General features: G+C 67.5%; 9 protein-coding genes and 3 pseudogenes. 2 read left to right on the top strand and 10 right to left on the bottom strand.

Translation table 11 applies throughout. The features are described from left to right. Window positions 1-2: 2 nt before the first annotated feature. The 4 genes and pseudogenes from KZO24_RS10190 to fumC form a co-directional block, all read right to left on the bottom strand. Window positions 3-944 carry a 5'-methylthioadenosine/S-adenosylhomocysteine nucleosidase gene (locus KZO24_RS10190; protein ID WP_271181810.1) on the bottom strand — a complete coding sequence of 314 codons (942 nt, stop codon included), beginning with the start codon at window positions 942-944 and terminating at the stop codon, window positions 3-5. Further along, window positions 944-2,311: an NCS2 family permease gene (locus KZO24_RS10195; RefSeq protein ID WP_271181811.1), complete on the bottom strand. Its 1,368-nt coding sequence runs from the start codon at window positions 2,309-2,311 to the stop codon at window positions 944-946. The genes KZO24_RS10190 and KZO24_RS10195 overlap by 1 nt, the downstream gene beginning before the upstream one ends. A 43-nt stretch (window positions 2,312-2,354) precedes the next feature. Further along, window positions 2,355-3,665 (bottom strand): annotated as a pseudogene (locus tag KZO24_RS10200) (AtzE family amidohydrolase); the annotation flags it as partial. 440 nt (window positions 3,666-4,105) lie between these two features. Next, window positions 4,106-5,487: pseudogene (gene fumC, locus KZO24_RS10205) on the bottom strand (class II fumarate hydratase). 193 nt (window positions 5,488-5,680) lie between these two features. Between fumC and KZO24_RS10210 the strand changes: the two are divergent. Further along, window positions 5,681-6,667 (top strand): aldo/keto reductase, encoded by a 987-nt coding sequence (locus KZO24_RS10210; protein ID WP_271181815.1) that lies wholly within the window; start codon window positions 5,681-5,683, stop codon window positions 6,665-6,667. A 4-nt stretch (window positions 6,668-6,671) separates the two neighbouring features. Here KZO24_RS10210 and KZO24_RS10215 read toward each other — a convergent pair whose 3' ends face one another. From KZO24_RS10215 to KZO24_RS10240, 6 genes and pseudogenes are all read right to left on the bottom strand, one after another. After that, window positions 6,672-7,577: a LysR family transcriptional regulator gene (locus KZO24_RS10215; protein ID WP_271181816.1), complete on the bottom strand. Its 906-nt coding sequence runs from the start codon at window positions 7,575-7,577 to the stop codon at window positions 6,672-6,674. Between the two features lie 172 nt (window positions 7,578-7,749). Next, window positions 7,750-9,943, bottom strand: a pseudogene (gene paoC / locus KZO24_RS10220) (aldehyde oxidoreductase molybdenum-binding subunit PaoC). Beyond that, window positions 9,940-10,890: an FAD binding domain-containing protein gene (locus KZO24_RS10225; protein ID WP_271181818.1), complete on the bottom strand. Its 951-nt coding sequence runs from the start codon at window positions 10,888-10,890 to the stop codon at window positions 9,940-9,942. Before KZO24_RS10225 ends, paoC begins: the two are co-directional and overlap by 4 nt. Then, on the bottom strand, window positions 10,887-11,525 hold the full coding sequence (paoA, locus tag KZO24_RS10230; protein ID WP_008832260.1) for an aldehyde dehydrogenase iron-sulfur subunit PaoA: 639 nt from the start codon (window positions 11,523-11,525) through the stop codon (window positions 10,887-10,889). Before paoA ends, KZO24_RS10225 begins: the two co-directional genes overlap by 4 nt. Window positions 11,526-11,846: 321 nt before the next feature. Further along, window positions 11,847-13,169 (bottom strand): MFS transporter, encoded by a 1,323-nt coding sequence (locus KZO24_RS10235; protein ID WP_271181819.1) that lies wholly within the window; start codon window positions 13,167-13,169, stop codon window positions 11,847-11,849. 32 nt (window positions 13,170-13,201) lie between these two features. After that, window positions 13,202-13,663: an Lrp/AsnC family transcriptional regulator gene (locus KZO24_RS10240; RefSeq protein ID WP_008832262.1), complete on the bottom strand. Its 462-nt coding sequence runs from the start codon at window positions 13,661-13,663 to the stop codon at window positions 13,202-13,204. A gap of 135 nt (window positions 13,664-13,798) precedes the next feature. On the opposite strand from KZO24_RS10240, the gene KZO24_RS10245 reads away from it, so the two are divergent. Further along, window positions 13,799-14,848 carry a Leu/Phe/Val dehydrogenase gene (locus KZO24_RS10245; protein WP_271181820.1) on the top strand — a complete coding sequence of 350 codons (1,050 nt, stop codon included), beginning with the start codon at window positions 13,799-13,801 and terminating at the stop codon, window positions 14,846-14,848. The last annotated feature ends 85 nt before the right edge of the window (window positions 14,849-14,933 follow it).

Below are 14,933 nucleotides of genomic sequence, written 5' to 3' on the forward strand. Positions count from 1 at the left end.
TCTCAGTCCGGAAGCGCCGCCACGAAGGCGCGCACCACGTGGGCGGAGTTCACCGAGGCAAGGCGCTCGTACGTGTCCTCCATGTTCTTATGTTTGTCGCCGCCGGCAAGGTCCGACAAGGATCGGAACACGATCGTCGGCACCTGGTTGGCATAGGCGACCTGCGCCACCGCGCCGCTCTCCATGTCGAGCACGCGGGCGTGCCAGGCCTTGTAGAGATACTCTCGGAACTCGGCATTGTCGGCATAGACCCCGGCGCTGACCCCGGTGCCGCCGACGACGACCTTGGGCGGCTTGGCGAGGCACAGTTCGCTGCCGGGAAGCTGGTGCTCCGAAGGCGGGACGCAGCGTTCCATCGCGATCGTCGGCGCTACCTTGCGCGCGAGGTCGAGCAGCGCCGGGTCCATCGCGAAGGTGAAGAACCGCCTGGGCGGGGTCGCCGCGTTGGGAACCGTCACCCCGCGCGGGAAGATGAAGTTCCAGTTGCCGGGCGCTTCGGGCAGGACGGCCTCCGGCGATTTCCAGCCCTTGCGCCCGTTCTTGCGCGCGAAGTTGACTTCCAGATACTGGCCCCAGTCCTCCGCCACGATGACGTCGCCGATCGTCAGCGAGGGATCGACGCCGCCCGCGATGCCGGAAAAGACGATGCGCTTCACGGAGAAGCGGTCGATCACCAGCTGCGTGTTCATCGCCGCGTTCACCATCGACACGCCGCTCTGCATCAGCAGCACCGGTTTGCCCTCCAGCGTACCGGTCAGGTAAGTCGAGCCGTTGAGGCTATATTCCTTCCGCTCGCTCACGGCATGGACCAGCGCGTTCCATTCGGGCTGATAGGCCGTCATTACCAGGGTACGGGGGATGAGGTCCAGCCGCTCGTCCGCCTGCGCAGGCCCAGCGAGGCACGGGGCGACGAGTGCAAGAGCCGAGGCGATGACGGCGCGCATCAGGCGCCGCCCATCCACACGAAACGGGCGACGAACAGCAGCGCCAGGACCAGCAGGAAGCCGTCCTTCTTCGTGATGGTCCCGCGCACGATCTTGAGCACGGCGTGGGCGGTGATGCCGAAGGCAAGGCCGTTGGCGATCGAAAACGTCAGCGGGATCATCGCTACCGTCAGGAACGCGGGGATCGCCGCGAGCGGGTCTTCCCATTCCACTTCGGTCAGCGGCAGCAGCATCAGGCCGCCGACGATGATGAGCGCGGGCGCGGTCGCGGCCAGCGGGATCACCTGCGCGTAAGGCGCGACGAACATCATTGCCAGGAACAAGACGCCGGTCACCACCGAGGTCAGGCCGGTGCGCCCGCCCACTTGCACGCCCGCGGCGCTCTCGACATAGCTGGTGACGGTGCTGGTGCCCGCCATCGAGCCGACCATCGTGGCGACAGCGTCGGTCACCAGGATGCGGTTGAGACCCGGAATGCGGCCTGCCGCGTCCATCAGCCCGGCGCGCTTGGTGACGGCGACGAGGGTGCCGATATTGTCGAACAGGTCGACGAAGAGGAAGACGAACAGGATTTCCAGCAGGCCGAGGCCATGCTTGCCCGAAAGCCCGAAGACGCCCGCAAGATCGAGCTGGAACGCGGTGCCGGTCAGCGCCGAGAGCGAGTACGGTTCGGGGCTGATCGAGACCATACCCGCGATCCAACCAACCACGGTGGTGGCGAGGATGCCCACCAGCATCGCTCCGCGCACGTTCCACACCGACAGCGCGCCGATGACCAGCAGGCCGAACAGCGCCAGCGCCGCTCCGGGCGCCTTCAGGTCGCCAAGCGCCACGAACGTCGCCGGGTTGGCGACCACGATGCCGGAATCCTTGAGGCCGATGAAGCCGATGAACAGACCGATGCCGCCCGCCACCGCCGCGAAGAGGTACTGCGGGATCGAGGTGACGATCAGCTGGCGGATGCCCGTCAGCGTCAGCAGCAGGAAAGCGACGCCCGAAATGAATACGCAGCCCAGCGCCACCGGCCAGGGCACGCCCATCTGCTGCACGACGGTGAAGCTGAAGTAGGCATTCAGCCCCATGCCCGGCGCCAGCGCCAGCGGGGTGTTGGCCACGAAGCCCATCAGGATCGAGGCGAAGGCCGCCGCAAAGCACGTCGCCGCCGCCACCGAGGCGACCGGCATGCCCGCGCTGCCCAGGATCGCCGGGTTGACCAGCACGATGTAGGCCATCGTCAGGAACGTGGTCATGCCCGCCAGCACTTCCGTGCGCGCGGTGGTGCCACGCGCGGTCAGCGCAAAGTAGCGGTCCAGTTTGCCCGAAGGCACGACCTCCGATGCATCGATGGTGGTTGCGGTCTGCGTCACGCCTGTTACCCCTCGCCGCCACAGGCGGCGCAATAATACGCGCCGCCCCCAGCGGCATGGAAAATCCGATCGTCCCGTTCGCTTCGAGCATGGCGGCGAAGGCGAACAGGTCGGGCTCTCGCCCTGGTCCGCCGATCAGTTGCAGGCCGATCGGCAGCATGCCCGGCCGGTAGAGCGGAACCGCCAGCGACGGCAATGCCGTGAAGGTGATCGGCTGGGTATGAATGCCCAGATCCGCTCGCGCCGGAGACAGCGCGCCATCGATCAGGATGCGCGGATCGGCGATCGGCGGCGCGAAAGTCGGCGTCGCCGGGGCGAGCAGCACGTCGTAGTCAGCCACCAGCGCCTCGATCCGGGCGCGATATTCGGCTCGGAAAGCCTGCGCCTCCTCGTAAAGCGCATCGGGCAGCAGGGCACCGGCGAGCAGGCGGTCGCGGACCTGCGGGTCGAAGCCCATTGCGTTCGCCGCCAGCGCCTCGCGGTGGAGCATGCCGCCCTCGTGCGCGGTGATGATGAAGGCGGCGGAGCGCGCGCGCGCGATCTCGGGCAGTTCGATCAGCGGCGCATCGGGCGCGATGGCATCGATGGCGGCAAGCTGCTCGCCTTGCGCGTTCTCGCGGAAACGGCCGCCGAGGCGGGCGATGCGAAACTCGCTGCGGCTTGCGGGCTCGCGCCCTGCGAGTACCTGCCAGACCAGCGCCATATCCTCCACCGAGCGGGTGAAGGGGCCGATGTCGTCGAAGCTCTCGGCGAAGGGAAACACGCCGCCCAGCGGCAGGCCCTCGTGCGTGGGTTTCAGGCCATAGAGCCCGCACAAGCTGGCGGGCACGCGGATCGAACCGTTGGTGTCCGATCCCAGCGCGAAAGCGAGCAGCCCGGCCGCGACGACCGCAGCCGAGCCGCCCGAGGAACCGCCTGCGAGGCGGGAGGGATCGTGAGGATTGCGGGTCGTGCCGTAAGCCGCGTTGATCGTCGCGAAGCCGTAGGCGAACTCGTCCATGTTGAGGGTGGCGAGGCAGATCGCGCCCGCCGCCTTGAGCCTGGCCACTGCCTCGGCGTCGGACGTGGCGGGGGCGGCATCGACGTAGATCGTGGAGCCTGCCGTGGTCGGCAGCCCTGCGAGGTCGAACAGGTCCTTCACACCATAGAGCACGCCCGCCAACGGCCCCGGATCGCGCCCGGCAGCCACCATCGCATCGATCGCGTCGGCCTCGGCACGGGCACGGTCGTGCAGGACGCGGGTGACGGCTACATGCTCGTCGGCGACCAGGGCGATCAGCGCATCTTCCACCATGGCGCGGGCGCTAAGCGTCCCGGCGCGCACGGCAGCGGCGGTTTGCGCGATCGACCTCATGCCGGTTCGTCGCGCATCGTGCGGGCATGGCGCGCCAGCAGCGCAAGATTGGCGGCGACACCCGGGGCGCACTCGGGCAGTATCGGCAAGGCGCGCGCGGCAGCCGCGGCGGCGATCTCCGCTTCGCCCTGCGGGACTTCAGGACGGGGGAATTAGCGGGGTGTTCGGCCATGGTCTCGCGCGGTCGGAAGGGTCAGGAAGGTGCGCCGCGCGACCGTCAAAGTCCACGCCCCGCACCCGGGTCCTAACTGCCTTGCCAGACCTGCGCGATCAAACGCAATGATCGGAACAGATCGTTGCAAAAATGAGAGCACCAACCCCATTCCAGTCTCGTCATTGCGAGCGAAGCGAAGCAATCCAGGGCAGTACTAAGCCACGCTGGATTGCTTCGCTTCGCTCGCAATGACGAAAAAGGGGGAAGCGCCCTCCCCCTTCGCCACTCACACCATCGTTTCGGGCCGCACCACGCGGTCGAAGGTCGCTTCGTCCACCAGCCCCAGTTCCAGCGCCGCCTGCTTGAGCGTCTGGCCCTCGGCATGCGCGTGCTTGGCGATCTTGGCGGCGTTGTCGTAGCCGATTTCGGGCGCCAGCGCGGTCACCAGCATCAGCGAGCGGTCGAGCAGTTCGGCAATCCGCGCGCGGTTGGGCTCGATGCCATCGACGCAGCGCTCGGCGAAGCTGACCATGCCGACCGAAAGCAGGTCGATCGAGCGGATCACCGCCGCGCCGATCAGCGGCTTGAACACGTTCAGCTCGAACGCGCCCTGCAGGCCACCGATGGTCGCGGCCTGATGGTTGCCGATCACCTGCGCGGACACCATCGTCAGCATCTCGCACTGGGTCGGGTTGACCTTGCCCGGCATGATCGAGCTGCCCGGCTCGTTCGCGGGCAGGTCCAGTTCGCCAAGGCCCGAACGCGGGCCGGAGCCCAGCCAGCGCACGTCGTTGGCGATCTTGGTCAGCGCTACCGCCAGCGTCGCCAGCGTGGAGGAGAGGTGCACCAGCGGATCGTTGGAGGCGAGCGCCTCGAACTTGTTCTCGGCAGTGCGGAACGGAAGGCCGGTGAGGCTGGCCAGTTCGGCCGCGACATCGACGTCGAAGCCCGGCACCGCGTTCAGCCCGGTGCCGACCGCCGTGCCGCCCTGCGCCAGCGCGCTCACTTCGCCCGAGACGGCCGGTTCGATCCGCCCACGCGCGAGGTGCAACTGCTGGACGTAGCCGGAGAATTCCTGCCCCAGCGTCACCGGCGTCGCGTCCTGCAGGTGCGTGCGGCCGATCTTGACGATGTCCTTCCACGCCTCGGACTTGGCCTGAAGCGAGGCATGGAGCTGCGCCAGCGCGGGGTAGAGCTTGTCGTTCGCCGCGCGCGCCGCCGCCACATGCAGCGCGGTGGGGAAGCTGTCGTTCGAGGACTGGCCCATGTTCACATGGTCGTTGGGATGGACCGGCGACTTGCCGCCGCGCGTGCCGGTCAGGATCTCGTTGGCGCGGCCCGCGATGACCTCGTTGACGTTCATGTTGGACTGCGTGCCCGATCCGGTCTGCCAGATCACCAGCGGGAACTGGTCGTCGAGCTTGCCCGAGACGACTTCCTGCGCCGCCGTCTCGATGGCGTCGGCCACTTTCGCGTCGAGCCCGTGCTTGCGATTCACCCGCGCCGCCGCCTGCTTCACCAGCGCCAGGGCATGGACGATGGCGATCGGCATGCGTTCGGTCTCGCCGAAGGGGAAGTTCTCGATCGAGCGCTGGGTCTGCGCCCCCAGTAGGCACTGGCGGGTACGTCGATTTCACCGATGCTGTCGGATTCGCGGCGGGTTTCCATGGCTTCGAGACCTCCTTCGCTCATGCAATGTCGTCAGCGGGTTAGATAAGGCACAAGTTCATCATGTCCATCGCTATTGCGACTTAGTTGCATATATTTACATGCAATCTCTGCAAGCTTGCTGCGTCCCACGCGCTTGACTGGCCAGGTGATTTGGCCGACCTCTGCGGTTCCCCGGAATACAGGATACCCCATGACCAAACGCCTTCTCGCCGGCCGCGAAGTCGCCGCCATCGGCCTCGGCTGCATGAACATCGCCTGGGCCTACGGTGAGGCCCCCAGCCGCGCGGATGCTGTTTCGCTGTTCCGCCACGCGCTCGACGCCGGGTGCGACCATTTCGATACCGCCAACATCTACGGCATGGGCGTCAGCGAGGAGACTCTGCGCGAGGCGATCATGGACCGGCGCGACGAATTCTTCCTCGCCACCAAGACCGGCATTGTGCTGGAAGGCGAGCGTCGCGGCACCGACTGCCGCCCGGAGAGCATCGCCGCGTCGATCGACGCCAGCCTCAAGCGGCTGGGCACCGACCATGTCGACCTGTTCTACATGCACCGGCTCGACCGCGACACGCCGATCGCGGATTCGGTCGGCGCGATGGCCCGGCTGATCGAGGCAGGCAAGATCGGGTCCTACGGCGTCTCCGAATGGTCGAGCGCGCATATCCGCGAGGCCCATGCAGTGCACCCGATGGCGGCGGTGCAGACCGAATATTCGCTCTGGACCCGCAACGTCGAGCTGGGCGTGCTCGACACCACGCGCGAACTCGGCATCGCGCTGGTCGCGTTCTCCCCGGTCGGACGCGGCGCGCTGTGCGGCGAGATCACCGCGCCCGAGCAGCTGGGCGGCAAGGACATCCGCCTGAGCATGCCGCGCTTCTCGGCAGAGCACTGGCCGGCCAACCTCGCGCTGATCGAGCAGCTTGCCGCCCTCGCCGCAGAAGCCGGGGCGACGCCCGCGCAGCTGTCGCTGGCCTGGGTACTGGCGCAGGGCGAGCACCTGCATGCGATCCCCGGCACCCGCTCGATCGCGCACTTCGACCAGAACCACGGGACGATGACGCTGGACATCGCACCGGAGGTGATCGCGCGCGCCGGAGAGATCATCAACCAGCAGACGGTCAGCGGTCACCGCTACTCGCCGATGATGCAGGCCACGATCGACACCGAGGATTATTGAGGCGTCAGCCGAGGGGCTTCATCTCGCGGATCAGGTCGATCAGCAGGCGAAGGCCCCTCGGCACCTGGCGGCGGCTGGAATAATAGATGAAGTAGCCCGGCCCCGGCGAGGCCCACTCCTGCAGCACCGCGCGCAATGAGCCGTCGGCCAGCAGCGGGGCGATGGCCGGTTCCGCCGCGTACATCAGGCCCATGCCGCTCAGCGCCAATGCGCGGCTGACGCTGCCGTTGTCGACGATGATGCCGCCGGGCACCGCCAGCGCGAGGGACTCCTCGCCCCGGTCGAAATCCCAGTTGTACATCCGCCCGTTGCCGAGCCGCAGGCGGATGCACTGGTGCTGCATGAGGTCGTCGGGATGCTGCGGCTCGCCGTGCTTTGCGAAGTAGGCGGGCGCGCCGGCCACCACCCAGCGGAAATCCGGTGACAGGCGCTGGGCGATCATGTCCTCGGGCACGGTGCCGCCGAAGCGTATCCCTGCGTCGAAGCCCGCCTCGATCACGTCCACCATCGTGTTGTCCACGCTGATATCGAGTTCCACGTCGGGGTAGCGCGTGACGAATTCGGGCAGCACCGGCGCCAGCATCCGCATCGCCGCCTCGTCCGGGACGTTGAGGCGCACGCGGCCGGTGGGAGCGTCGCGGTGGAGGTTGAGCAGGTCCTCGGCTTCGTGGATCGCGGCGAAGGGGTCGCGGATCGCGGCCTGCAGGTCTTCGCCCGCGGCCGTCAGCGTGACCGAGCGGTTGGTGCGGTTGACGAGCCGGACCTTGAGCCGCTCCTCCAGCCCGCGCAGCGAGTGGCTGAGCGCCGAGGCGCTGACGCCCAGTTCGGTCGCTGCCTTGCGGAAGTTGCGGTGCCGCGCGATGGCAAGGAAATACGAAAGGTCGGCAAGATCGGAACGCCGGAAGGGCATTTATGCGGTAATCCCGAATACGAGGAGGGTGGCATTCTAGGACCGGAAGTCGCCCGCTGCCAAATTTTCTCATCTTTCCCGTCATTGCGAGCGAAGCGAAGCAACCCAGGGCAGCACTACGCCGCCCTGGGTTGCTTCGCTTCGCTCGCAATGACGAAGAGTGGCTAAAGGCTCAGACCACTTCGCCCAGCTTGTCGAGGTGCTTGTCCAGCGTGATCGGATAGTCGCGTACGCGCACGCCGGTGGCGTTGTAGATCGCGTTCGCCACCGCCGCGCCGACGCCGCACAGGCCCAGTTCGCCCACGCCCTTGGCCTTCATGGGAGAGACCTTGTCGTCCGCCTCGTCGAGGAACACGACCTCCTGATGCGGAATGTCGGCATGGACCGGCACTTCGTAACCCGCAAGGTCGTGGTTGACGAAGAAGCCGAAGCGCTTGTCGACCGCCAGTTCCTCCATCAGCGCGCCGCCCACGCCCATGGTCATCGCGCCGATCACCTGGCTGCGCGCCGCCGTGGGGTTGAGGATGCGGCCCGCCGCGCAGACCGCCAGCATGCGCCGCACGCGCGTCTCGCCGGTGTAGCGGTCCACCGCCACCTCGACGAAGTGCGCGCCGAAGGTGGACTGCTGGAACTTCTTGCCGAGATCGCCGAACTCGATCGAGTCCTCGACCACGATCTCGCCGCCCTTGGCCGCAGCGGCAATGTCCGCGACGCGGTTGCCGACATGGACCTGTCCGTTCTCGAACACCGCCTCGCCCGGCCCGAGGCCCAGCTTGCTGACGATCGCCTCGCGCAGCTTGACGCAGGCGGCATAGAGCCCCGCCGTCGAGGAGTTCGCCCCCACTGCCCGCCCGATCCGGCCGAGACCGGGAACGAGGAATCGCCCAGCTTCACCGTCACCTTGGCGAGCGGCACGCCCATCATCTCGGCCGCGGTCTGCGCCATGATGGTGTAGGTGCCGGTGCCGATGTCGGTCATGTCGGTCTCGACCGTGACCTGTCCCGAGGGGCTGAGGCGGACGCGCGCGCCGGACTTCATGTTGAGGTTGTTGCGGAACGCCGCCGCCACGCCCATGCCGATCAGCCAGCGGCCGTCCTGCACCTGGCCCGGAGCCTTGCGGCGCGCCCAGCCGAAGCGCTCGGCGCCCTCCTCCAGACAGCGCACGAGGTTGCGCTGCGAGAACGGGCGTTCGGGCTTCTCCGGATCGACCTGGGTATCGTTGATGACGCGCAGTTTAACCGGGTCCATGCCCAGCTTCTCGGCCAGTTCGTCGACGGCGATTTCCAGCGCCATCAGGCCGGGCGCCTCGCCCGGCGCGCGCATGGCGTTGCCTTCGGGCAGGTCGAGCACGGCGAGACGCAGCGCGGTCATGCGGTTGGCGCCCGCGTAGAGCAGCTTGGTCTGCTGCGTGGCGCTTTCCGGGCCGCCGCCTTCGAGATCGCCCGACCAGCTTTCGTGACCGATGGCGGTCAGCTTGCCGTCCTTCGTCGCGCCGAGGCGGATGCGCTGGATCGTCGCGGGCCGGTGCGTGGTGTTGTTGCCCATGAACGGACGCGTCAGCGCGACCTTGACCGGACGCTTTGCCGCCTTCGCGCCGAGCGAGGCCATGAGCACGTCCGAGCGCAGGAACAGCTTACCGCCGAAGCCGCCGCCGATGTAGGGCGCGATCAGGCGCACGTTCTCAGGGGAATCTGGAGCGTGCGGGCAAGGTCGCCCGCACCCCACGCGACCATTTGGTTGGCGCTCCAGACCGTGAGCTTGTCGCCCTCCCACGCGGCAATGGTGGCATGCGGCTCCATCATCGCGTGGCTCTGGTCGGGCGTGGTGTACATCTGGTCGAGCTGCACCGGCGCGGCGGCGAAGGCTCCCGCGAAGTCGCCCACGGCGGTCGGCGCGTCGGAGCCGGTGGCGTCCGGCGCATCCACCTTGGCGGCGGCGAGGTCGAAGGCGCCCCCGTCGCGCGCATAATCGACGTCGATCAGCGCGGCGGCGGAGCGGGCCTGCTCGAAGGTTTCGGCGACGACCACGGCGATGGCCTGGTGGTAGTGCTGGATCTTCGGGCCGCCGAGCAGCATCGCGGTGTTGAAGTTGCCCTTGGCGATCTTGCCCGCGTTGCGGTGCGTGACTACGGCGACCACGCCCGGCGCGCGTTCGGCGCGGGAGGTGTCCATCGAGCGGATCGTGCCCTTCGCCACCGCCGAGCCGACGACGTAGCCGTAAGCCGGTTTCCCCGGCAGTTCCTGATGCTCGTAGGCGTAAGGCGCGTGGCCGGTGACCTTGAGCGGGCCGTCGATGCGCGTGGTGGGCTTGCCGACGACCTTCATGCGGTCGATCGGGTTGGTCCCTGCGGGTTGGTCGAACTTCATGCTTTTGCCTCCGCAAGAACCGCCGCGATGGTGCGCTGGGCGAGGGTCAGCTTGAATGCATTGTCCTCGCGCGGGGTGGCCCCGGCGAAGAGGCAGTCGGCGACGACCTTCGAGCCCTTGGGCAGCAGCGCGTCGGCTTCCTCGACACGCCACGGCTTCGGCGCGACGCCGCCGAGGGCGACGGCGCCCTTCCCGTCCTTGCCGATCACCGCCGCGACGGAGACGAGCGCGAAGGCGTAAGAGGCTCGGTCGCGGACCTTGCGATAGATATGCGTGCCGCCCTTGGGCTTGGGAACGGCGACGGAGATGATCATCTCGCCCTTCTCCAGCGCGGTTTCGACGTGCGGGGTCTGGCCCGGCAGCGTGTGGAAGTCGGCGATGGGGATGGCGCGGGTGGTGCCGTCGGGGCGGATCGTCTCGACCGAGGCATCGAGCACGCGCATCGCCACCGCCATGTCGCTGGGATGCGTGGCGATACAGGCGTCGCTGGTGCCGATCACGCCGAGCGGACGGCTGAAACCGCCGATCGCCGCGCAGCCCGAGCCGGGCTTGCGCTTGTTGCAGGGCATGTTGACGTCGTAGAAATACGGGCAGCGGGTGCGCTGGAGCAGGTTGCCCGCCGTCGTCGCCTTGTTGCGCAGCTGGCCCGACGCCCCCGCGACGAGCGCGCGGGTGAGCACGCCGTAATCCTTGCGCACGCGCGCATCGGCGGCGAGGTCGGTGTTGCGCACCAGCGCACCGATGCGCAGGCCGCCGCCGTCTATGGCTTCGATTTTATCCATACCGAGGCCGTTGACGTCGATCAGGTGCGTCGGCGTCTCGATCTCCAGCTTCATCAGGTCGAGCAGGTTGGTGCCACCCGCGATGAAGCGCGCGCCCGGCGTCGCGGCGACTTTCGCAGCCGCATCCTGCGCGCTCGTGGCGCGCTCATAGGTGAACGGCCTCATGCCTTTACTCCTGCGACCTGAGCCATGGCCTCGGCGATATTGGAGTAGGCGCCGCAGCGGCAGATGTTGCCGCTCATTCGTTCGCGCATCTCGGTTGTCGTCATCGGCGAGGGCTTGGAGACGTCGGCCGTGACGTGGCTGGGCACGCCGGCGCGGATTTCCTCCAGCACCGCAACGGCCGAGCAGATCTGACCCGGCGTGCAGTAGCCGCACTGGTAGCCGTCATGCTCGACGAAGGCGGCCTGCATCGGGTGCAGGTTGTCCGGGCTGCCGAGGCCCTCGATCGTCGTCACCTCGTCGCCTTCGTGCATCACCGCCAGGGTCAGGCACGAGTTGATGCGGCGGCCGTTGACGATGACCGTGCACGCGCCGCACTGGCCGTGGTCGCAGCCCTTCTTGGTGCCGGTCAGCTTCACATGCTCGCGCAGGGCGTCGAGCAGCGTGGTGCGGGTGTCCAGCTCCAGCCGGGTCGCCTTGCCGTTGATCTTGAGGCTGACGGCGGCATGCGGCGGCGCGGCGGTCTGGGCCTGCGCCATCGCCACGTTGCCCGGGCCGAGCGAACCGGCGATCGCCGCGCCCGTCGCACTGGTCTTGAGAACGTCGCGCCGAGAGATCGCTCCGTATCCTTCCGTCATGGGTGATGCTTTCTTTTAAGGGACGACCACGGCAAAACCGCAGCCGGTTCACGCCTTCCTTGCCCAAGGCGCGCCCTATGTGACCATCAACCCACTCTGCCCGGATAAGTTGCCCTGCGCTACGGCGTCACGATTGCATGCGATGTTGAGTAATGTTCATCACTGTGCACAGCATAACTATACACGGCAGAATATAGTACCGCCCCGCATGTCGATATTGGATTGCACTTCTTCTCGTCGTTGCGAGCGAAGCGAAGCAATCCAGAGTGGCGCAAGACTGCCCTGGATTGCTTCGCTGCGCTCGCAATGACGATGCAGGCTCTAGGCCGCAGCCACGCGGTCCAGCGGATTTTCGCGGCGGGTATCCGGCAGCATAAGCGCCGCCACGAGCGACACCACGCAGAACGCAGTGACGTACCAGTAGAAGCCGTGTTCCATGCCGATCTGCTTGAAGGCGAAGGCCACGTTCTCCGCCGTGCCGCCGAACAGCGCGTTGGCGACGCCGTAGGCGAGGCCCACGCCCAGCGCGCGGACATGGACGGGGAACAGCTCCGCCTTGAACAGCCCGCTGACGGAGGTGTAGAAACTGCAGATCGTCAGCCCCGCCGCGATCAGCAGGAACGCGGTGACCGGGCTTTTCGTCACCGCCAGCGCGCTGAACAGCGGCACCGTGAACACCACGCCCAGCGCGGCGAAGGCGACGATGTTGTTACGCCGCCCGATCCGGTCGGAGAGCAGGCCCATCAGCGGCTGCTGGATCATGAACACGATCAGCACCGCCGTCATCATCAGCGTCGCCGTCTCCTTGGCCATGCCGACGGTGAGGACGAGGAACTTCTGCATATAGGTGGTGAACGAATAGAACATCAGGCTGCCGCCTGCCGTGAGCGCCGCGACGATCAGGAAGGCGCGGGTCGAGTGGCGGAACAGTTCCGCAAGGCTTCCAGCCTCGGCGCCTTCACGGTCCTTGGCGTCTGCGGTCTCGTGCATGTGATCGCGCAACAGCACGATGCACCCGGCGGCGACGGCGCCGATCAGGAAGCCGATGCGCCAGCCCCACGCCTTCATCCCGGCATCGCCCAGCAGCTGCTGCAGCACCAGGATCACCAAAGTCGCGGTCAGCTGCCCGCCGATCAGGGTGACGTACTGGAACGAGGACCAGAACCCCCGCCGTTTCGGCCCGGCGATCTCGGAGAGGTACGTCGCCGCCGTGCCGTACTGCCCGCCGGTCGAGAAGCCCTGCAACATGCGTCCGACCAGCAGCAGCGCCGGAGCCGCGACGCCGATCGTCGCGTATGTCGGCAGCGCGGCGATCAGCAGCGCCCCCGCACCCATCATCAGCACCGAGACGACCATCGCCTTCTGCCGCCCGTGCCGGTCGGCATAGCGCCCGAAGAACCACCCGCCGATCGGCCGCATCAGGAAGCCCACCGCGAAGATGCCGCTGGTCGCCATGACCTGCACCAGCGCGTCGCTCTTGGGGAAGAACTCGGAGGAGAAATAGAGCGCGGTGAAGGCGTAGACGTAGAAGTCGTACCACTCGATCAGATTGCCCGCAGAGCCCGCGACGATGGCCTTGAGGCGCATCCTGTCCGTCAGTTGCGGGGCCTCGGGGGTGGGCTCGATCGTGAGGGGGTGCGACATCCAATACCTTTCGTTCGTTCAAATCGGCCCCATCAGATCGGCAACGCGGTCGTCGCCTTGATCTCCGACAGCGCGACCGTCGAGGTGATTTCCTGAACGCCGGGAAGCTGGGACAGCTTCTCGAAGAAGAAGCGCTCATAGGCGCTGATGTCCTCGGCGACCACCCGGATCATGAAATCGACTGAGCCCAGCAGCACGTAGCAGTCCAGAACCTCGGGATATTCGCGGATCTTGGCGGCGAATTCATCGAGGTTCGCGCGGCCGTGGGCGTTCAGCTTCACCTGCACGAAGACATGCGCGTTGAGGCCCACCTTGTGCCGATCGACGATCGCCACGCGGCGCTGGATGAAGCCCTCGCGCTCCAGCCGGTCGATGCGCCGCCAGCAGGGCGAGGGGGACAGCCCCACCCGCTCGGCGATCTGCGCCGTTGTCTGATTCGCGTCGCGCTGCAGTTCGCGGAGAATTTTTCGCTCATAAGGATCAAGTCCGGTCATTTTCACCGCATATCACAAGCGGAACACCTTCGTCGCGTCGGATTTTCCCCGCCAGCGTCGAAATGAGGTCAGAACGCCCTCGCCTCTCCCGGCATAATGCGGGTGCTAACACCACTCCCGCATGGAGCCTTGACGATGGTTGCCCAGACCCGGCGCATGATGCCGCCGATCGAATATGTCCGCCTGTCCGACGAAGCCGCCGGTCTTGACGGCATCATCGCCATCCACTCGACCGCGCGCGGGCCTGCGGCGGGCGGCTGCCGCCTGTGGACTTACGACGACCCCGAAGCCGCCATGCGCGACGCCTTCCGGCTGGCCGAAGGCATGAGCTACAAGAACGCCATGGCCCACCTGCCGCTCGGCGGCGGCAAGGCCGTGCTGCGCCGCCCGGCGGGTGACTTCGACCGCCGCGCGCTGTTCGAAGCGTTCGGCGAGGCGGTCGAGAAGCTCGATGGCCGCTACGTCACCGCCGAGGACGTCGGCACCGGCGTCTCCGACATGGAGTGCGTGGCGCGCCATACCCGCCATGTCGCGGGCCGCACCGCGCTGCCGGGCCTTGCCGGCGGCGATCCCTCGCCCTGGACCGCGCTCGGCGTGTTCGAGGCGATGAAGGCGGCGGTCGAGTTCCGCTACGGAAGCGGCCTTGCGGGCGTGACGGTGGCGATCTCCGGCGTCGGCAATGTCGGCGCGGGGCTGGCGCGGCTGCTCCACGGCGCGGGCGCGAAGCTGGTGGTTGCCGACATCGACCCGCTGCGCTGCGCGCGTCTCGCCGAGGAAACCGGCGCGCGGATCATGGGGATCGCGGGCATCGCCGCCGTGGAGGCCGAAGTCTTCGCGCCCTGCGCGCTGGGCGGTGCGCTCGATGACGCGACGGTCGAGGCATTGCACGCAAAGGTCGTGTGCGGTGCGGCCAACAACCAGCTTGCCGCGCCGCATGTCGCGGACCTGCTGATGGAGCGCGGCATCGCGTATGCGCCGGACTATGTCGCCAACGCGGGCGGCATCATCAACGTCGCGGCCGAATACCTCGGCGAGAGCGAAAGCGAAGTGCGCGGCCGGGTCATGGCGATTGGTCCGCGCATGCGCGAACTGCTGGACACCGCCGCCAGCGACGGTCTGCCGCCGCCGGTCGTGGCCGATCGCATGGCCGAGGAACTGATGCGGCCGGAGACGGTAGCGGCTTAATAGAGGCCCACCCTGCCCCTCCCCCAAGCGGGAGGGGAATGAGAGGTCACTCTCGTTTACACGTCGTCATTCCCGCGAAGGCGGG

The sequence above is a fragment of the Novosphingobium sp. NFX11 genome (genome assembly GCF_057376415.1).